The 18,724-nt window shown below is 56.3% G+C and carries 18 protein-coding genes; 13 read left to right on the top strand and 5 right to left on the bottom strand.

Annotation, left to right across the window (positions count from 1 at the left end; all coding sequences use genetic code 11):
* Positions 1-60: 60 nt before the first annotated feature.
* On the bottom strand, positions 61-819 hold the full coding sequence (locus tag NC979_RS17920; protein ID WP_190519404.1) for a phycobilisome rod-core linker polypeptide: 759 nt from the start codon (positions 817-819) through the stop codon (positions 61-63).
* A gap of 476 nt (positions 820-1,295) precedes the next feature.
* Entirely contained in the window at positions 1,296-1,883 is a 588-nt protein-coding gene (locus NC979_RS17915) for a phycobiliprotein lyase (RefSeq protein ID WP_190519402.1), read from the bottom strand.
* Positions 1,884-2,599: 716 nt separating this feature from the next.
* Between NC979_RS17915 and cpcB the strand changes: the two genes are divergently transcribed.
* The 8 genes from cpcB to NC979_RS17875 all read left to right on the top strand — a co-directional run bounded on the left by cpcB (position 2,600) and on the right by NC979_RS17875 (position 8,502).
* Positions 2,600-3,118 carry a C-phycocyanin subunit beta gene (gene cpcB, locus NC979_RS17910; protein WP_073606857.1) on the top strand — a complete coding sequence of 173 codons (519 nt, stop codon included), beginning with the start codon at positions 2,600-2,602 and terminating at the stop codon, positions 3,116-3,118.
* Positions 3,119-3,218: 100 nt separating this feature from the next.
* Positions 3,219-3,707, top strand: coding sequence for a C-phycocyanin subunit alpha (cpcA, locus tag NC979_RS17905; protein ID WP_190519399.1), 489 nt, complete (start codon positions 3,219-3,221; stop codon positions 3,705-3,707).
* A gap of 102 nt (positions 3,708-3,809) precedes the next feature.
* Positions 3,810-4,625, top strand: coding sequence for a phycobilisome linker polypeptide (locus NC979_RS17900; protein WP_190519397.1), 816 nt, complete (start codon positions 3,810-3,812; stop codon positions 4,623-4,625).
* A gap of 202 nt (positions 4,626-4,827) precedes the next feature.
* Entirely contained in the window at positions 4,828-5,703 is an 876-nt protein-coding gene (locus NC979_RS17895; protein WP_190519395.1) for a phycobilisome rod-core linker polypeptide, read from the top strand.
* Positions 5,704-5,800: 97 nt separating this feature from the next.
* Entirely contained in the window at positions 5,801-6,025 is a 225-nt protein-coding gene (gene cpcD, locus NC979_RS17890) for a rod-capping linker protein CpcD (RefSeq protein WP_190519393.1), read from the top strand.
* 39 nt (positions 6,026-6,064) lie between these two features.
* Positions 6,065-6,898 carry a C-phycocyanin alpha-cysteine-84 phycocyanobilin lyase subunit CpcE gene (gene cpcE / locus NC979_RS17885; protein WP_190519391.1) on the top strand — a complete coding sequence of 278 codons (834 nt, stop codon included), beginning with the start codon at positions 6,065-6,067 and terminating at the stop codon, positions 6,896-6,898.
* 65 nt (positions 6,899-6,963) lie between these two features.
* Entirely contained in the window at positions 6,964-7,614 is a 651-nt protein-coding gene (gene cpcF / locus NC979_RS17880) for a C-phycocyanin alpha-cysteine-84 phycocyanobilin lyase subunit CpcF (RefSeq protein ID WP_431191079.1), read from the top strand.
* Between the two features lie 150 nt (positions 7,615-7,764).
* Positions 7,765-8,502, top strand: coding sequence for a WecB/TagA/CpsF family glycosyltransferase (locus NC979_RS17875; RefSeq protein ID WP_242024022.1), 738 nt, complete (start codon positions 7,765-7,767; stop codon positions 8,500-8,502).
* 69 nt (positions 8,503-8,571) lie between these two features.
* Here the strand turns inward: NC979_RS17875 and sfsA are convergent, their stop codons facing one another.
* The gene (gene sfsA, locus NC979_RS17870) at positions 8,572-9,303 is read right to left on the bottom strand and encodes a DNA/RNA nuclease SfsA (RefSeq protein ID WP_190519388.1); all 732 of its coding nucleotides are present in this window, start codon (positions 9,301-9,303) and stop codon (positions 8,572-8,574) included.
* 30 nt (positions 9,304-9,333) lie between these two features.
* Positions 9,334-11,655, bottom strand: coding sequence for a single-stranded-DNA-specific exonuclease RecJ (gene recJ / locus NC979_RS17865; protein ID WP_190519386.1), 2,322 nt, complete (start codon positions 11,653-11,655; stop codon positions 9,334-9,336).
* Positions 11,656-11,977: 322 nt separating this feature from the next.
* Between recJ and NC979_RS17860 the strand changes: the two genes are divergently transcribed.
* From NC979_RS17860 to NC979_RS17840, 5 genes are all read left to right on the top strand, one after another.
* Positions 11,978-13,066: a hypothetical protein gene (locus tag NC979_RS17860; protein WP_190519383.1), complete on the top strand. Its 1,089-nt coding sequence runs from the start codon at positions 11,978-11,980 to the stop codon at positions 13,064-13,066.
* Positions 13,067-13,208: 142 nt separating this feature from the next.
* Positions 13,209-14,696, top strand: coding sequence for an adenylate/guanylate cyclase domain-containing protein (locus NC979_RS17855; protein ID WP_190519381.1), 1,488 nt, complete (start codon positions 13,209-13,211; stop codon positions 14,694-14,696).
* 18 nt (positions 14,697-14,714) lie between these two features.
* Entirely contained in the window at positions 14,715-15,785 is a 1,071-nt protein-coding gene (gene dusB, locus NC979_RS17850; protein WP_190519378.1) for a tRNA dihydrouridine synthase DusB, read from the top strand.
* A gap of 18 nt (positions 15,786-15,803) precedes the next feature.
* Entirely contained in the window at positions 15,804-16,421 is a 618-nt protein-coding gene (locus NC979_RS17845) for a Uma2 family endonuclease (protein WP_190519376.1), read from the top strand.
* A 117-nt stretch (positions 16,422-16,538) separates the two neighbouring features.
* The gene (locus tag NC979_RS17840; protein WP_190519374.1) at positions 16,539-17,192 is read left to right on the top strand and encodes a DUF3318 domain-containing protein; all 654 of its coding nucleotides are present in this window, start codon (positions 16,539-16,541) and stop codon (positions 17,190-17,192) included.
* 69 nt (positions 17,193-17,261) lie between these two features.
* Here the strand turns inward: NC979_RS17840 and NC979_RS17835 are convergent, their stop codons facing one another.
* On the bottom strand, positions 17,262-18,227 hold the full coding sequence (locus NC979_RS17835; RefSeq protein WP_190519372.1) for a CIA30 family protein: 966 nt from the start codon (positions 18,225-18,227) through the stop codon (positions 17,262-17,264).
* Positions 18,228-18,724 lie beyond the last annotated feature (497 nt).

The following is an 18,724-nucleotide window of genomic DNA, read 5'->3' as shown; positions in this document are numbered from 1 at the left end:
TAGTTACGGAGGGCTTCAGCTACAGGCGCGGACAAACTTTTGGCCAACAGAGCCGGTGGTTTAGAGAGAAATCCAGCCGAACCACGAAAAGATGGTTGCGATCGCAACCAAACTCAGGAAGATGGCCAGCCCAGCGGTAATTGCCCCAGCAACTTTGCGTACCGCGTCAGGAGTCTCCATCCAGTCGCTCTGAGCTAGGCGGCGATCGGCTGAGAAGTCATAGCCCAACGACTCTAGCTGAGTTAGGTGATCGTGGGCGTAGCGGGGCATCCGCTCAAAGGGCAGATCGCCCTGAGCATGCTGAGGCAATACCCGCCGCCGCTGGTAAGGAACTGTACCTTCCCCGAAATTTGTGGTGTACTCTTCGCTGCCCATCAGGGCATCTACCAGCCCTTCAACCCCCTTAGTGGCCAACACAATTGACCAAGCCAGGGTTTCTTTGTCGTCGTAGACTTGGCGACCCAGCAACCGCTGCACACACAATTCTACAAAGCGATAGTTGTTGTTGACCTCGTAGTTCCAGGTGCGAAAGGCATCAGATGTCGCTAGCCCGCGTACAAAGTCTTTTACTGAAATCAAACCGCCGCGCAGCTGCGATTCCAGCAGGATTTGGCGATTGCTTTTTAGCATTTGTTGCTCATGGAATATCTGCCGATAGGCTGCCGAAATTAAGGCATCCATATCGAGCACATCCACATCGGTGGGGGAAGAAGTTTTATCTAGGGTAAAAATCCTAGAATGCTCGTCTCCTGGCACCTCATAGCCCTCAACGCGCTGGTTTTGACTGCTGGGGGCATAGGCTAATAGTGGCAAAGTCACAACTATTTTTCCTCCACGTGGAAAATAAAACAGAATCTCTATCTCAATTTGAGGCCGCAGAAAATAGACGACCTACTACCGTTCTCGCTGCTTAAAAAGCTTTGATTTTTAAGTTTGAAAATGGTCGGGAATGGTTAAGGCTTAGCCTACGGGATAGGGTGATTAAGTATTCTTATTTCGATAGAGAGAGTAACAATCAGTTATGTTTCTTCAAATAAGAAAGGTTCAGTTATTTTCTTCTCAAAAAAGAATTGAATGCGCCATTGGAGTGATAGAGTAAATTTCTGATCGAGTCCTCAGCCTCAATCCACCGAAGCGAGGTCAGCTTATTGATGCAGCATCAGACTTGACGATGAGAGCAGGGATTTAGCCCCTTTAAATCCACATGCCTACATAAAACCCCTCTTCACAGATTTGAAGAGGGGTTTTTCATTCAAGCTATAGGGGCTACCGAGCTGTGTGACCGACTCAGCTTCTTACCAACCAAAGGCCGACACAGGCGCCAACGCTTGTTCTTTTGCGCCCTCGGCTTCGGCAGCTGGTGCAGCTAGCCGAGATTCGGCGCAGAACGAGGCGGTACTAAAGCCGCCAAACCGCTTCACCACGCTAGTGCGCAGGCGCAGGTTGGGGTTGGCAAACCAAAAGCGTTCTACCGAGCTCATAGTTTCGTACTCAGTAATCAGCAGCAATCCTTCGTCGCCGTCGATTTCGTAACGGCCAATCACAGGCACAATTTCGGCATAGCCTCGCTCGCGCAGCAGCTGGCCGCGGCTGGGGTCGTCAGCATCGGGCACTAGGGCAAACACAGTGCTGCCTTCGTGGTTCTCGTCCTCTTTATCCCAAGCCATTGCCCCTTGCCAGGTAACAAGCGCACCGCCGACGGCAAGGGTGGGGTCGACCTCATGCAGGTTACAAATTTCTATCACGCTGGGATGTCCGGCGTCCAATGCCTCCACGGCAATAGTGGACCCGCCCAGCTCAGCCCGGCGAAAGGGCAGGTGGTGGGTAGTGCGTTGAGAATTCCACTGGCCCGCACTCATGCGGAAAAAGTCCATTACGTCCATGGGGCAGGTCTCTACTGTCTTAACTGTTACTAACTGGCGTGCTCAGGATTAGCAATCTAATACAGCCGACACCGGGTCGACCTATCTGGATCTTACCGCTGTCTGCGGGCCATTGCAGCGGCTAGGTCAGAGGCGGCTTGGGCTAGTCGCCGCCAGCAGAGTGTCTACTGAGCATCACAATTGGGGTAGGGAATGGCGATCGCGCTCCCGATGAAAGTCTTTAACCCCTGCAAATCTAGCTCCATTCCTAGTCGCAATGTTGCGGAATGTTACGTTATCTGAGAAGACTTGAACCCAATTCAAAGCCCCTAGAGTGCTTGAAATAGCAGAATTCTTTCGCTTTGCCCCCATCGTAAGGGTCACTTTCTCTTAATAACTTGTAAAAGACAAAGACACACCAGCGGTGTATAAACATCTTTGGAGGGTTAATTGAATTAGCGAAAGCCAATTCAGGCAACGGTTTCGAGGAATGTTGCGGATCTCTTACAGAGACGCCTTTCCTTATCTCATCTGCCTTCCCTTTGAGACTGTTGAGCCGAATGTGTAGAAGCTTGAACAACCTTGAAGAAATGTAAACTAGATGAGAAAACCGAGCACGCTGATCTTTAAGATCCTTCCTATAGATTGGTTAGACAGCTCCGGCTGAACTAATGATTAACTTGGTCCTCGGACCTTTTTCAAGCAACTCAGCGACAAAAATTAGGAGATTTGAGTCGATGTTTGACGCATATACTAAGGTTGTTTCTCAGGCTGATGCACGAGGAGATTTTCTGTCTAGCGATCAGCTAGATGCTCTATCCCGTGTTACCGGCGACGGTCTCAAGCGGATCGATGCTGTTAACCGCATGACCGGTAGCGCTTCCAAGATCGTGTCTGATGCCGCTCGCGCTCTGTTTGCCGAACAGCCCCAGCTCATCGCTCCCGGCGGCAACGCTTACACCAACCGCCGTATGGCTGCTTGCCTGCGCGACATGGAAATCATCCTGCGCTATGTGACCTACGCTACCTTCACTGGCGATGCTAGCGTCCTCAACGATCGCTGCCTGAACGGCCTGCGCGAGACCTACGTTGCTCTGGGTACCCCCGGTGCTTCCGTAGCCGCTGGCGTTGAGAAAATGAAGGCTGCCGCTATCGGTATCGTCTCTGACACCAACGGCATCACCCAAGGCGATTGCAGCTCCCTCTACTCTGAGATCGGTAGCTACTTCGACCTGGCTGCTGCAGCTGTTGCCTAGGTTCAGCCTAAATTGAACCTCACTTGAGTTGAGCCAATTTGGCTTAATTCTCACTGCCTGTTCGTTTGCTGTGAAGACAATTTAAGGAGAATCTTAGACTATGAAAACCCCATTAACCGAAGCTGTTGCAGCAGCCGATTCTCAAGGTCGCTTTCTGAGCGCTTCTGAACTGCAAGTTGCTTTTGGCCGTCTACGTCAAGCCACCGCTGGTCTGGAAGCTGCTAAAGCTCTGACCAACAAAGCTGATTCTCTAGTCAGCGGCGCTGCTCAAGCTGTGTACAACAAGTTTCCCTACACCACCCAAATGCAGGGAGCTAACTACGCTTCTGATGAGCGTGGCAAAGGCAAGTGCGCCCGCGACATCGGCTACTACCTCCGCATGGTCACCTACTGCTGCGTAGCTGGCGGTACTGGCCCCATGGATGAGTACCTGGTTGCTGGCCTCGACGAAATCAACAGCACCTTCGAACTATCCCCCAGCTGGTACGTGGAAGCTCTGAAGTACATCAAAGCTAACCACGGTCTCTCTGGCGACGCAGCCACCGAAGCCAACTCCTACATCGACTACGCCATCAACGCTCTAAGCTAGGTTGGCCATTTGCCCGGAGGGGCAGACAGTTGTTAGCGCATTGTTAGCGATTGTTTGCTGCTCCGGGCATTGTTGTATCTATATACGCTCAAGGAGGCAACCATGGCAGTAACCACTGCGGCGGGACGCCTTGGCGTTTCGCCCTACGACGAGTCGATGCGGGTAGAGCTGCGGCCTAACTGGATCGAAGGCGATGTGGAGGCAGCAATTCGTGCTGCTTACCGTCAGGTCTTTGGCAACCAGTACATCATGGCCAGCGAGCGTAATACCAACGCCGAGTCTTTGCTACGGCAGGGAGCTATTTCAGTTCGAGATTTTGTGCGGGCTTTGGCCCTGTCTGACCTATATCGGGATAAGTTTTTCCTGAGCGGGCCACAGAATCGCTTTATCGAGCTGAACTACAAGCACCTGCTGGGTCGGGCACCCTACGGCCAAGACGAAATCGCCTTTCACACCGACCTTTATAACACCGATGGCTACGCTGCGGAAATCAATTCCTATATTGATTCCCAAGAGTACCGCGATAACTTTGGTGACAATGTGGTGCCCTACTATCGCGGCCACCTAACCCAGCGGAGCCAAAAGACGGTCGGGTTTACCCGCTTCTTTCAGCTCTATCGGGGCTACGGCACCAGCGATCGTGCCCAGGGGGGCGTTCGTTCACAGCTCGTGTCTGAAATTGCTAAAAACTCTTCGTCGCCTGTAGGCCGCGGAGCTACCGGAGCCGCTATTGTCGGCGGGTCTGGAGGCGATCGCGAGAAGCTCTATCGGGTGCGGGTTACCCAGGCCACTGTGCCGGGTCGTCCCCAGGTGCGTCGCACCTGCACCGAGTTTTTGGTGCCCTACGAGCAGCTGTCTCGCAAACTTCAACAAGTTAACCGCTCCGGCGGTCGGGTAACTAAAGTCGACCTGGCCTAGGCTGCGGCTTTAATACCTCATATGGCGGAGTGCTTGGTCTTGCTTTTGCAGACCGTGTTGGTGATCACCTGGGAATGAGTCATCTAGGGTTTAGGCCTTAGCTCGCTCACTTCAAGGAGACCTAACTTGAGTACTGCGCCTTTTTTATTCTGCCTGTGTAGATTGAGCTCACGCTCACTGTGTTGATAAGGAGGATAATCCTGTGCCTATTACAACGGCAGCATCCCGTTTGGGAACCGCTGCATTTGATGAAACCCTGCCCGTAGAGCTGCGTGCCAACTGGACTCCCGACGATGCCGATGTGGTCATCCGAGCCGTGTATCGCCAGCTGTTGGGTAACGATTACCTGATGAAATCTGAGCGCCTAGTCGGTGCCGAGTCGCTGCTCAAGAATGGCTACATCAGCGTGCGCGATTTTGTGCGGGCTGTGGCCAAGTCTGAGCTCTACAAAGAAAAATTCTTCTACGGCAATTTCCAAACCCGTGTGATTGAGCTGCACACCAAGCACCTGCTCGGTCGCGCCGTCTATGACGAGTCTGAGGTGGTTGATCACCTCGATCGCTACGAGACCCAGGGCTACGATGCCGATGTTGACTCGTTCATCGACAGCGAAGAATACCAGGCTAACTTTGGCGACAACGTAGTGCCCTACTACCGCAGCTTTGTTTATCAAGCGGGGCAGCGTTCGGTAGGCTTTACCCGGATGTTCCAAATGTATCGGGGCTACGCCACCAGTGATACTTCCCAGGCGGGCGGCAAAAAGTCGCGCCTAGCTGGGGAACTGGGCCGCAACACCTCGTCTTCGATCATCAGCCCCACCAGTGCTGCTGCCGGCTGGTCATCCCAGGCGAACAAGCTGAATACTCCCAGCCAGGCCCTAGGTGGGTCTACCCCCTACGGTGTTGGTGCTGGCAAGGTCTACCGGATTGAGGTGTCTGGGGCTAACCTGCCTCGCTATCCCAAGGTACGGCGCATCAATACTGCCTACCTGGTGCCCTACGAACAGCTGTCTGCCAAGCTTCAGCAGATTCATAAGCAGGGTGGTAGGGTAACCAACGTTACCGCTGCTAGCCTCTAAACCAGATGCTATCCCTGGCGTATTCTCTAAAGAATGCGCCAGGGATGCTTGAAACGCCGTATTCGTCGAGATCTCGCAACGACCAGGAGAGTTTCCTATGCTCGCTCAAAACGCCTTTGGCAGTCAGACTACTAACCGCATTTTTCTCTACGAGGTTGAGGGGCTGCGTCAAAACGACGCCACCGATCAAAACAACTACCCCATTCGTCACAGCGGCAGCACCTTTATCAAGGTGCCCTACAGCCGCATGAACGAAGAAATGCAGCGCATTACCCGTATGGGCGGCAAAATCGTCAGCATTCAGCCTTTGTCGGCCGACTAAGCTAAGACGGGTCTGCAAATGCTGGAGACATACTAAGGTATGGGACAAAATCCGCAGCAGTTGGTCAACGCCGAGGGAGAATCCCTGACGGTGGAGCAGGCCATCGAAAACCTGCGCCAAACCGCTGATACCGGCCTGCGCTACTACGCTGCCTGGTGGCTGGGGCGCTTTCGCGTGGCCCAACCCGAGGCGATTGCTGGTCTGGTGTCGGCTTTGGAGGATGAGGGCGATCGTGCCCCCGATGGGGGGTACCCGCTGCGTCGCAATGCTGCTCGAGCACTGGGAAAACTGGGCGATCGCACCGTTGTTCCGGCGCTGATTCAATGTCTAGAGTGCGAGGACTACTACGTGCGTGAGTCCGCTGCCCAAGCGCTAGAGTCTCTGGGCGATCCTCAGGCGATTCCAGCGCTGCGATCGCTGCTGGCTGGAGGGGTTGCTGCTGCGGTTGCGGTGCCCGATAAACCTCACCTGGTGCAGCCCTATAACGCTGTGCTAGAGGCCTTGGGCACCCTGGGTGCTACCGATGCGGTAGACGAAATCACCCCGTTTTTAGAGCATGAGGTGGCCCAAGTGCAAAATGCCGCCACCCGTGCCCTCTACCAGCTGACGGGGCAGGCAACCTACTGCGATCGCCTAGTAGAGCGCCTGCAAGAGCCCAACCTGCAGCTGCGGCGATCGGCCATGATGGATTTAGGGGCGATTGGCTATTTGCCCGCCGCCCAACCCATTGCCGCCACCCTGGCCGAAAACAGCCTTAAGCTGATTGCCCTTCAGGGAGTTTTAGACGCTCACCTGCGGCAGATTGGGTTTCCCCAGCGCGGCCTGACGGATGAAGCCCGCCAGGTATTGTTACTAATGGATGAGCTGCTGTAAGGGCTGAGGGCTGGCAGCACAAACGAATTAATTGGGTATCAAGTAGGGCTGGAGAACGGTTAGTTGTGGGCGCGACAGTAGCAGAGCTAGTTCGGGCGGTCGAAGCCGCTGATTCTAAGGGCGCAATGGTTGTTGCGGTCCATCATTTAGCAGCCGCTCAAGATGTCGCCGCCATTCCTACTCTCATAACCGTTTTGGGGTATAACAACCCTGGTGCTGCGGTGGCCGCCGTGGATGGGCTGGTGGCCCTGGGCCAAGACGCTGTGCCTGCGCTGTTGGAACAAATTGATGGTTATAACTACGGCGCTAGAGCCTGGGCCATCCGGGCCGTAGCCCTGATCGGCGACCCGCGCGCCCTGCCCGTGCTGCTAGAAACGGCCAAAGGGGATTTTGCCCTGAGCGTACGCCGCGCCGCGGCACGGGGGTTGGGCACCATCGATTGGGCTAAGCTGCCTTCCGACCAAGCGCCTTCATCTCAACAAGAGGTGCTTAGCGTACTAATTGGAGCTGCCCAGGACCCAGAATGGGTAGTGCGCTATGCAGCAATGGCTGCTCTCGAAGGCCTAGCAAAAGCTCTAGCGGCGCCTGAAACTCAAAAGCCACCAATTCTTGCCTGTCTTCAGCAGGTCTTTCACCACGACGAAACTCCTGCTGTGCAGGCCCGGGCTGGTAAAGCCTTAGAGACCTTGGGCGAACTGGCCGACGCTATAAATTAAAGCCTCCGCCTTGACGTTGAGAAATGCAACACATTGATTCAGTTTCGAGGTATGGTCTTCTATGGTTAATGCGCACAGGGGCCCAAGCCCGAGCGCTGAAGACACACACTCAGCGGTTTAGCGCCCACAATTCAGTTGGGGAAGGTGTTCATGGTGTTGGCACAGTCAAATGCACCAGAAGTTTTGCAGGTGATGGGGCTGCCTGTTCACTGGCGGACCAACTATGCAAACTGGCTCGTCGATCAGTATCGCCGAGGGTATGGGGCCCATGTGGTCACTCTGAATGCCGAAATGGCCATGCAGGCCGACCAAAACCCCGACCTGCGCCAGGTCATCGTCAATGCCGAACTTGTGATTCCCGACGGGGCGGGGGTCGTGCTGTACTTTCGCACTAAAGGGCAGCGGATAGCGCGCGCGCCAGGTATTGAGCTGGCTGCCACAGTACTCAAGCGCATCTCCCCCCAAGAAACAGTCTTTATGTATGGCGGTGTACCCGGCGTGGCCGATCGTGCCGCTATGTATTGGCAGCGCCAGATAGCCGGGCTTAAGGTAGTGGGCACCCAGCACGGCTACCTAGGGCCAACCGATCAGCCCGAGTTTTTGCGCCATCTAGAGCAGCTCCAGCCCAGCGTGATTTTGGTGGGTATGGGCGTGCCCCGCCAAGAACTGTGGATTCGCGACCACCGCTACCTCTGCCCCAACAGCGTGTGGATTGGCGTTGGCGGCAGCTTTGATATTTGGGCCGGGGTCAAGTCTCGTGCCCCCGAGTGGATGTGCAACAATCACCTGGAATGGCTCTACCGCCTCTACAAAGAGCCCTGGCGCTGGCGGCGAATGCTGGCGTTGCCTCACTTTGCGTGGCGATCGCTCACCTACTCCGCCCGCTAAAAAACAGGGTATAGGGTGCAGGGTATAAGGCACACCCTTGAACCTTGGACCCTGCACCTTACACCTTCCTCAATTCAGCCTCAAATTTGCCAATCCCAAGTACCGCAGCCCAGCGGGAGTCACCTCAAACCGGCAGGGCAGAACCTGGACACCCTTGGCTATGGCTTCGCGCAGCAGCAGGCCATAGGTAGGGTCGGTCTCGTCTCCAGGGGCAAAGTCGGTACAGTCGCCTCGGTTGATGAAGTACAGCATCGCCGCCTGGGTTTCAGGAACCAGCGCCGCCAGTTCCCGTAAATGCTTTTGGCCGCGGGTGGTCACCGTATCGGGAAACAGGGCTAGGGTGCCCTTGGCCCAGGTAGTATTTTTGACCTCAACGTAGGTTGTTAAGGCTTCATCCTCTCCAGAAATGACAAAGTCGATTCGGCTTTTGCCGTCGCCGCCGTAGCGAACCTCTGGGCGAATGGAGGTGTAGTCGCCTAGCTCTGGAATTTGTCGCGCCTCCAGCAGTGACTTCACCACGCGATTGGGCAGCGCTGTGTTGACTCCGGCCCAGGTGGGCACAGTGTCGCGCACCTCTGCCAGTTCCCAGGTGTAGGCCAGCTTCCGTTTAGGGTTGGAGTTGTAGGAAACCAGTGCGCGTCCGCCGACATGGTAAACCCCGGTCATGGGTCCGGTATTAGGGCAGTGGGCAACGATCACCTGACCGGTTTCTAGCTCAATATCGACAAAAAATCGCTTGTAGCGCTTGAGTACTGTGCCCTCAATCAGGGGCGGAAAAGGATAGAACCAGTCGGCGGTCATGGCGGCGGAAGATGTTGCGCAGTGCCCACCCTACCAGGAAAGGGCAGCCACCGGCACCTGGGCAAAATAGCGGCGGCGAAATTGCTCCTCTTGCACCACTTCGAGAAAATGTTGTACGGCTGCTGGGTCAGGCGAAACCGGGGTAGGGTCAACCTGAACGGTGATTGTGTCTGCCTCAAGGGTGGAGGTGTCTGGGGCGGCAATCTTAAACCCGGCGGTTGCCAGGGCAGCTAAGCCAAGGGAAAGGCTGGTGGGCGAGAGGCGCAGGCGATCGCTCAGCTGCAATTGCGTCACCGGAGTTTGGGTGCGAACCAGGTACTTGGCTAAGCCCACCAGCTCTTGCCAGACCTCCCCCGGCGACAGGTCATCGATCGCCGGAGAAAAGGCTAGGGCTAGGGGCAGCTTTGCCTGGGCGGCCTGCCGCTGCCATGCCTGCCAGTCGCTCCACTGCATCGGTATCTGGTTGACTACCAGAGCTTGCTCCTGATCCTCAGGAGTATGCTGCCGCCAGTCGAGAACGGAGTTGGACGGCCCTGGTTCTGCCCCCGGCTCGCCTACGGTAGTGGGGCGCACGTCTATGAGCTTGACGTGGTAGCCGGTGTTGCTGTTGAAATCGAGTTCGACCACCACATCACAGCGGCCTGGGGGAAGTTCGTCGCGGTAGTGGCCCCACCACTCGCCGGGAAAGCCTGTCTCGGCTGCGTCATCCCACAGCTCAAACTCGGTTTTGATGAAGCTCACCGCCTTGTTTTGGCGATCGCGCAATTTCTTGTGAAAGACATTCCGAAACCAGACATTGCCAAGCAGCAGCTTCGGCACCGGGTTGCCCATGCCGCAGGGCTCTAGCCACTTGAGTTCGCGAAACAGGGGTTGACCCAGATCTGCCACCGTCACCGTGAGATCGACTTGAAGCAGGGGCTGCGGCGCACCGTCGCAGCCCAACTGCTCGCGCACCATACGGTTGAGCGCCGCCGCCAGCACCTCAATATGTTCCACTGGCAGCGTCAGCCCCGCTGCTAACGGGTGTCCACCAAAGCCGGTTAGTAACGCCGATTGCGCCTGAAATAGCTGATAGAGATCGAGCCCTGCCACCGAACGGGCCGACCCCCGTGCCAGCCGAGGGCTACCGTCCTCCGAGGGCGGGTCGATGCGCAGCAGAATGGTTGGGCGTCCGAGAGCTTGGGTGACTTGCCCTGCCACTAATCCCAAAATGCCGGTGGGCCAAGACTCGTCAGCCAGCACTAGGCAGCGGGTGGTGGCCAAATCGACCTGAGCCAGGCGCGCCATCACCTGACTGTAAAGATCGCGCTGCAGGGCTTTGCGCCGGGTGTTGGCCAGTTCGGCCTCGTAGGCTAGGGTTTTGGTGCGATCGCGATCGCGACTGGTCAGTAGTTCCACACAAAAGCTAGCGTCCCCGTGGATGCGGCTGACAGCATTGATGCGCGGCCCCAGCCCAAAGGAAATATCGGTGGGGCGATCGCCCGTACGCTTGCACAACGCCAGCAGCTCGGCTAGCCCTGGTCGTGGGTAGGGTGAGTTGGGCTGGGTTTGGGTTTGCAATCGTTGAAGCCCGATCTGCGCTAAGTAGCGGCAGTCGCCCCGCAGCTCTACTAGGTCGGCAATCAGGCCAATGGCTACTAGATCAAGTACGTGATCGAGCGGTAGCGGTGGTGGCGTATCCATCGCTTCGTACAGCCCCTCTAGCAGCTTGTAGGCTACCGCCACCCCCGACAGCGTGGACAGGGGATGCTCGGGGGGCAGGCTGCGGGGGTTGATTAGCGCGATCGCGCCAATGTCGTCTTCTGGCAGGGTGTGGTGGTCAGTGACAATCACCTCCAGACCCAGAGTCTTGGCGTAGGCAATTTCAGCGCCGCTGGTGCTGCCGGTGTCGCAGGTCACCAGCAGGGTTGCGCCCCACGCAGCCAAATGGTCGAGGCCCCGCTGCGACAGCCCGTGGGATTCACTGAGGCGGTTGGGGATGAAATAGGTGAGGCGATCGCCCTTTGGGATCAGCTGCCCCAGCCCATCCCACAGTACGGCGGTAGAGGTTACCCCATCGGCGTCAAAGTCTCCCCAGATCGCAACTTTTTCCTCAGTAGCGATCGCCTGCTTGAGGCGGCTGACAGCGATCGCCATTGCTGGCCCCAGGACGCTAGCGGGGGTGGGCTGGTAGAGAGCCGGATTTAGCCAGCCCTCTAGCGGTTCTGTAAAACCTAGCTGTCGCTGCCACAGCACCTGGGCCAGCCAGCGGGGCGGCGTTGTTCCCGGAACTGCCCGAGCTACTGTCGCTACCCAGCTTTCAGGGGCGGCATCCGCCTTGGGCAGGTTCCAGCGTAGCGGTAGGGCATCCATGGGGGATCAGGAAATAGTGAGGTGGAGGTGGTGGGAGATTGACTCAGACGGGCAATTTAAAGAAGCTTCCGTAAACTAAAGAAAGCCTAAAATCATAGTCTAGTTTTGTGAGATAGCTTGGGCGAGGACTAAAGGTTCCGCCGTTTGGCTAAATATACCCATACTAATTCTGCGCTCTCCGGCGTTATCCTGGGGCTTTATCCTCTCCTATTCTCTGCATATCTCCTTAGGTTTTGATCCTTAACGGAAGCTCCAGACGAGCTCTGCTGTGGCCCTTAGCCCACAGACTGGTACTGGGGTTGTTCACTCCTCCTTAATCCCTATGACTAAACGTAGCCATCCTGAGCTAGACGGGCAAAATCCTCAAACCCTGTACAGTTTTGTACTCAAGCGACCGGGGCAAACCCTGCGAGAACGACTGACTTGGAGTGCGGTTGGGCTATCGGTAGGCCTCGGCATCGCCGCTGGTTTCATATTTCTTAATCCCCAAGATCGCACCTGGTCGTGGCTGCCCGCTCGTGCTGCTGTGTCCGTCAACAACGATGCGTTTCGTCAGGGATCTGAGCAGGCCATGAAAGCGGCACAGCTCACCCAAAGCGCAGAGTTTAGCGAAGAGTGGGCTGAGGTGGTCATTCTCTGGCAGCGGGCGATCGCCTACATGCGAGCGGTACCCAATGGCCACACCAATGCGGCTTTAGCCAAACAAAAAGTCGTCGAGTACGAGCGCAACTTGCAGTATGCCCAAAGCAATGTGGGTAACCGGGCCAGCCGCGCCCCCGACCACAAAACCTACTGGACCTTAGGCTCCGATCGCGATCTGGTAACAGCAATTCAGGGAGCGCCTTCCCAAACCATGCAGTATCAAGGGGCCTGTCAGCAAACCCTGCGCTACGGCAACAGCATCGTTGAGCTGCACAACGGCTACGTGAAGCAGTACGACAACCCCGACGGCAACCTCCAGGTCCTAGCCGACGGCGACGTGGTGGTTTCAGTGAGCGCACCTCAAGACCACTGGACATTAGGATCTACCGAAACCGACGTGTTGCAACTCCAGGGCACACCCACTCGCCAAGAGCAATACACCTCGAACGGTTTTACCACCCTGTACTACGGCAAAAGCTCGGTGCTGTTTGAAAATGGCCAGGTGATTGGCTACCTCAACTCTGACCAGAACCTCAAGGTGTCGGCGCAACCCCCGGCCCTGCTGCCCGGTCAAACTGCTGCTGAGTTTTGGACCATGGGCTCCAGCCGGACTGAAGTGCTGCGGGCTGAGGGGCAAACCCCGGTGGCCATCAGCCGCAACGACAACAGCTGCGAAGAAGTGTTTCACTTTTCAGACGGCGAAGTTACCTTTCGCCAGGGGTTGGTGACGGGCTACCGCAACCGTGGTGGCGCACTTAAGGTGCGGTAGCTAGCCATCAATCATTCTCCTTTGAGCACACCCTCTGGCACGATGGCGTTACCCTAGTGCCCAGGGTGTAGATCCGGTGCATCGTTTCGGCTCAATACCCGTATGCTTAGACCAATCCCCTAGTCTGCCCTGCCCCCGTGCTGTGGATGATGCCCCCATTGCCATTGATTTAGTCATCGTCGACGACGATGCTGAGACATCGTGCCTGCTGCAGCGGCTTCTGAGCCAGCAGGGGTACCGAATTCAGGTGGCTGAAAGTGGGCAGCAGGCGATCGCGCTGATCTCGGCAGGACGCCCAGGGCTGGTGCTGCTCGATATTCTGCTGCCCGACATGGATGGTTACTCTCTGTGCCAGCAGCTCAAGCACAACCCCCTCACCGCCGAGATACCGGTGATTGTTTTGAGTTCTTTAATAGATTCGGTAGACAAGGTCAAAGCGTTTCAAGTTGGGGCTACTGACTACATCACCAAGCCCTTTGCGGTGCAGGAAGTGCTGGTGCGAGTGCAAAACCAACTGCGGCTGGCCCAGCAGCGGCAGCAGCTCAGCCAGCAAAACGCGCTCCTGATCCAAGAGGTGCAGGAACGCACCCAGATGGAGCAGGCGCTGATTTCGGCCGAGATGAACTACCGCAGCATTTTTGAGAATGCGACGGTGGGTATTTTTAAGGCCTCGGCTACAGGGCAGCTGCTCAGCGTCAACCCCTCCATGGCTCGCCTCTATGGCTATGAGTCGGCCCCGGAGATGGTGGCCACCGTCGAAGATATCAGTCGCCAAATCTATCTCCAGCCCAAGCGCCGCGATGAACTGACGGTATATCTCGATCGCTTTGACAAAATTACCGACGCCGAGTCGGAGGTGTTTCGCAAAGACGGCACGACCTTTTGGGTGAGCGAGGATATTTGGAAGGTGTGGGACAAAGCGGGCACCTTCCTGCACTATGAAGGCATTGTCCATGACATCAGCGAACGTCGCCAAATGGAGACTGAGCTGCGCCAGCAGCGGCAGCAGGCCGATCGCCTGCTGGTCAACATTCTGCCCTATCGCATTGCTCAGCGCCTCAAGGGCGGAGCGCGCACCATTGCTGAGAGCCTCGATCAGATCAGCGTACTGTTCGCCGATCTAGTTGACTTTACCGCCGCCTCTAGCGAGATGACGCCGCGCGAGCTGGTCAAGCTGCTCAACGAAGTGTTTTCGATGTTTGATCAGCTAGCTGAGTTTCATCGGCTAGAAAAAATTAAAACCATTGGCGATGCCTACATGGTGGCTGGGGGCCTGCCCTCTCCCAACGACGACCATGCCGCTGCGATCGCCCAGTTTGCCCTCGACATCTGCGATGCCATCAAGCAGTTTCCCCGCCCCGACGGCAAGACCTTTCAGATTCGAGTAGGCATTAATACTGGTCCGGTAGTGGCCGGGGTAATCGGGCGGCGTAAATTCGCCTACGATCTGTGGGGTGACACCGTCAACATTGCCAGCCGCATGGAAGCTACTGGAGAAGCCCAGCGCATTCAGGTCACCCCCGACCTGTACGAAAGACTGAAGGACCAGTTTCAGTTTGAGCAGCGCGGCTACGTGGCGGTTAAGGGCCGTGGCCAAATGCTCACCTATTGGCTGGTGGGCAAGCTCTAGTCAAGTATTCGGATGGTCATGGTTTCTCTCTCCTCCACGCTCCTGCAGCGGCTGCGATCGCCCCTGGTGATCGGCTCGGTAACTATTCAGAGCCGGGTGCTCCAGGCCCCCCTCTCGGGCGTGACCGATCGCGCCTTTCGCCAGCTAGTGCGTCGCTACGCGCCAGTCTCGATGCTTTACACCGAGATGGTGCAGGCTACTGGAGTTTGCCACGCCCAGCAGCTGGAGAAGATTATGGATATTGGCGATCGCGAGCAGCCCATATCTATTCAGCTGTTTGACTGTCGCCCTGACTTTATGGCCGCTGCCGCTAGCAAAGCTGTCGCCGAGGGGGCCAAAACCATCGATATCAACATGGGCTGCCCGGTGAATAAAATCACCAAAAAGGGCGGCGGGTCGTCACTGCTGCGCCAGCCCGAAATAGCTGAAGCGATTGTGCGCACTGTGGCTGAGGCGGTGCCCGTGCCCGTCACCATCAAAACTCGCCTGGGCTGGGATGATGACCACATCAATGCGGTCGAATTTGCCCGTCGCATGGAGGCGGCTGGGGCTCAAATGCTCACCCTCCACGGTCGCACCCGCAGCCAGGGCTACCACGGCCCCGCCCGCTGGGATTGGATTGCCCGAGTCAAGGCCTCCCTCTCGATTCCAGTGATTGCTAACGGCGACATTGTCTCAGTGGAGTCAGCGGTGCGCTGCCTAAAAGAAACTGGGGCCGATGGGGTGATGTGCTCACGGGGGACTCTGGGCTACCCCTTTTTGGTGGGTGAAATCGACGGATTCTTAAAAACCGGCATCATCCCTGCGGCGCATACCTCAGTGGAGCGGCTGCGTTGCGCCCGCGAGCATCTGGGGCTGCTGTGGCAGTACAAAGGTCAGAAGGGCATTCACCAGGCCCGCAAGCACATGGCTTGGTATGTCAAAGGTTTTGAAGGAGCTGCTCCCCTCCGCCAACAGCTCTGCCAAATTGATGCGGTGGAAGCTGGCTATGATCTGTTGGATAGGGCGATCGCTCAGCTCGACAGCATAATAGAGCAGCGAGAGGCGACTGCCCTCGTAGACCCCGAGACATTGGCTCCTTTAATGTGATCTTTTAGTGGAATCATCATGGTTCAAGCCCTCAATACCAGCGCCATGAGTTTCGAGGAATTTATCGAATGGATTCCTGAAAGCGGTGGTCAGTACGAACTCTACAGCGGGTACGTTGTTAAAATGCAGCCTACCGGGGCCCACGAACTTATCGGTGCCTTTTTGGCCGAAGAATTAACCCTGCACTTTCGGCAACAAAACCTGCCCTACACCATTCCTAAAAGCGGGTTAATCAAGCCTCAGCAGCCCGAGTCGGGCTATCGCCCCGATGTGATTGTGCTCGATAAGCGGGAGCTAGCGAACGAACCCCTCTGGGAAAGTGCTTCCACTGTGCAGTTGGGCAAAACGGTACCCCTGCTGATTGAAGTGGTCAGCACCAACTGGCGCGACGATTATGGCCACAAACTCGTGGAGTACGAAGCCATGGGCGTTCAGGAATACTGGATTGTGGACTATCGGGCTTTGGGAGCCGTTCGCTATATCGGTCAGCCCAAACAACCCACCATCACCCTTTGCCAGCTCATTGAGGGCGAATACCAAATGCAGCGATTTGTCAGCAACCAAGCGCTCGAATCAAGCACTTTCCCGTGCCTCAACCTTTCCGTGGATCAGATTTTGATGTCAGCCAGCTATTAGCCTAGCCCAACGCTTTCCTCCCCACCAATCCCGAGAGCGGATAACCGCCCCTTGACTAAAAAGGTTTAAGGTAGGATCTATTAATAAATTTGATTTGTTGTCACTCCCGTAATCTCCATGACCTCGTACGCCACCGCCACTGCCCGCGCCGATATGGGTGAGCTTCGCCGTCTGAGAAGTCTGCTGCCCCCAGAGCTTCAGAGCTGGGTGACGGTGGAGTCAGCCATTGATGTCACCCCACCGCTGATCACCTGCGAGGAGCTGGGCAAAGACCAGGTCGAAATTCAAGTCGATCTGATCAAGTGGGAGCAGCTGGCTCTGGATCAGCGCAACCTGCTGTTTTGGCACGAGGTTGGCCGCATTCAAAACGACACCATTCCCCGCGACGGTTGGGAGATGGCGGCTCTAGCTATTGGTCTTGGCGGCGCTGTGGGGGAACTGTGGGTGCAGGATGGGCTGCTGCTCACGCTGGCTCTGGGGCTATGCGGGTTTTCTAGCTGGCGGCTCTATAAGCGCAACAACAACCAGAAGACGCTGCAAGAAAGCATCACCGCTGATGAGCGAGCGATTGCCATTGCCACACGCTTTGGCTACACCCTACCCAACGCCTATAAGAGCCTGGGTAGCGCCCTCAAAACCTTAATTGAGCAAACTCCCAAAAAGCGTCAGCGCGATCGCTACATCAAGCGTCTCGAAGCCCTCAAAAAGAGCGCCGCTAAAGCCAAAGAGAGCGCTCGAGCTGAACGCGGCGACATGCGATCGGCCTACTAACCCCTCTCGTACTGTTCAGAAGCCTGTGGCTTAACGAAGATTTCCGTTAAGCCACAGGCTTCTCGCTTTTTACCTAAAAAACTCAAAGATTGCCCCTATTATGGCTGGCTCAACCTCTGGCGGCAATTTGTCACTGGTGCCAATTACCGCAAAGCTTTTCCCCTGGCGGACCACTCCTGTCAGCCCCGCCGCTGTTATCAGTTGAGCGGATTCAGCCGCATTTTCTCCTGGCAGCACGATTACCGGCTTTGGACCCTGTCGATAGACCCCAAGACTCTGCACCGTTAGCTCAAAGGCACCGGGTTGAAACGCCGGGTTTAATTCACCGTCGTACTCAAACTTGCTCAGCATCAGCTGCATAGAATACAGCTGAGCCGGGTTAAGAGAGCTAGCCTCCGGCACTGTGCGAGCGCGGCGAGTAGCAACCATTTCCAAAAACGGCGTCCTTACCGTGCTCAGTCGGTCTGCCTCAGTATCAAAAGATCGGCAGTAGGCCAGGCTATCCCAGCCAGAGGTGTCGCGCAAAATCCACTTATAGCGTTGGCCGTCGCCTTGGGCAGAGAGCACTGTACCCTGCCATTGCCCCAGATTCAGCGGCGGCTCAAGGTTGCGAGTGCGAATCGAGGCAAACCCACCGCTATTGGCCGTAGACACCTCCCCCACAAGCCTCAGCCCCTCCCGCCACTGCACCTGGCTAGCGCTGACTCCACCCATGACGCCATCGTCTAAACTGCCCCAGAGAGCCGCGATCGCCGGGTCGGGCTGACGAAAATCGATCAGGGTGGCTTCCTGATAGGCGACCTGTTGCCCTAACTGTTCGAGCAGGGGGCCAAGCTCTAAACTAGCTTCCGGCCCTGGCCAAATGACCATAGGTGTATTCACCAGTGAGGGCTCCGACTCGGTGGTGACCCCGTAGTTGAGGGAGGCTACCGACTTAGTGAGAGCATCGGCGGTTTCCACGGCGGCTCCTGGCAGCCACAGCATCTGTTTCCCTGTTACTGGAACTAAATTGTTGGCGTCTAAAGCTTGGGTCATAGGGATACCTGAGTCCGTCATGCCGGGTAAGTTGCGCAGTCCTTTACTCAAAGGCCCAACGACCTCAAAGTGAATCAGGGTTTTTAACAACCTGAGGGGGTTCCAAACCATCGGAAGACCTAGCAGAACAATATTCGCAAACCGCTCAGTCTGGCCTGGCTGGTTACGCCAAGCGCCATCTTTTCTGTGAATTTACTCATTAACCAGCCCAGTTCCTCTGGGTATGCTGGATCTATTGATAACTAGGCGCTCAAATTAGCGATCGGTCAGCAATTTTGGCCATCGTTGACCATATGGGGCCAGACTTACAGGCTAAAGTTTCCATGGGGCGAAATTGGGCGATGTATCAATATTTGATGAACAAAGCCTCAATGCTTCCGGATAGCGGCGCTTGCCCTCAGTCTAGTAGAAGCAAGCCATCCCAGGTTAGGGTGTAGACCCGCTTTCACTCAGACCCACCCTAGTGATCTTTTGCCCCAACACAGCTGTTGTGTCCG

The sequence above is a fragment of the Leptolyngbya subtilissima AS-A7 genome, assembly GCF_039962255.1.
Classification (GTDB): Bacteria; Cyanobacteriota; Cyanobacteriia; order Phormidesmidales; family Phormidesmidaceae; genus Nodosilinea.
The sequence above is the reverse complement of the archived record's forward strand: the minus strand, read 5'-3'. Positions and strand labels throughout refer to the sequence as shown.

Coding starts and splice junctions, on each gene's coding strand:
- NC979_RS17900 (WP_190519397.1), top strand. CDS start 3,810: ATGGCAGTAACCACTGCGGCGGGACGCCTTGGCGTTTCGCCCTACGAC.
- cpcE (WP_190519391.1), top strand. CDS start 6,065: ATGGGACAAAATCCGCAGCAGTTGGTCAACGCCGAGGGAGAATCCCTG.
- sfsA (WP_190519388.1), bottom strand. CDS start 9,303: ATGACCGCCGACTGGTTCTATCCTTTTCCGCCCCTGATTGAGGGCACA.
- dusB (WP_190519378.1), top strand. CDS start 14,715: ATGGTTTCTCTCTCCTCCACGCTCCTGCAGCGGCTGCGATCGCCCCTG.
- recJ (WP_190519386.1), bottom strand. CDS start 11,655: ATGGATGCCCTACCGCTACGCTGGAACCTGCCCAAGGCGGATGCCGCC.
- NC979_RS17915 (WP_190519402.1), bottom strand. CDS start 1,883: ATGGACGTAATGGACTTTTTCCGCATGAGTGCGGGCCAGTGGAATTCT.
- cpcD (WP_190519393.1), top strand. CDS start 5,801: ATGCTCGCTCAAAACGCCTTTGGCAGTCAGACTACTAACCGCATTTTT.
- NC979_RS17860 (WP_190519383.1), top strand. CDS start 11,978: ATGACTAAACGTAGCCATCCTGAGCTAGACGGGCAAAATCCTCAAACC.
- NC979_RS17840 (WP_190519374.1), top strand. CDS start 16,539: ATGACCTCGTACGCCACCGCCACTGCCCGCGCCGATATGGGTGAGCTT.
- NC979_RS17845 (WP_190519376.1), top strand. CDS start 15,804: ATGGTTCAAGCCCTCAATACCAGCGCCATGAGTTTCGAGGAATTTATC.
- cpcB (WP_073606857.1), top strand. CDS start 2,600: ATGTTTGACGCATATACTAAGGTTGTTTCTCAGGCTGATGCACGAGGA.
- cpcA (WP_190519399.1), top strand. CDS start 3,219: ATGAAAACCCCATTAACCGAAGCTGTTGCAGCAGCCGATTCTCAAGGT.
- NC979_RS17835 (WP_190519372.1), bottom strand. CDS start 18,227: ATGACCCAAGCTTTAGACGCCAACAATTTAGTTCCAGTAACAGGGAAA.
- NC979_RS17875 (WP_242024022.1), top strand. CDS start 7,765: ATGGTGTTGGCACAGTCAAATGCACCAGAAGTTTTGCAGGTGATGGGG.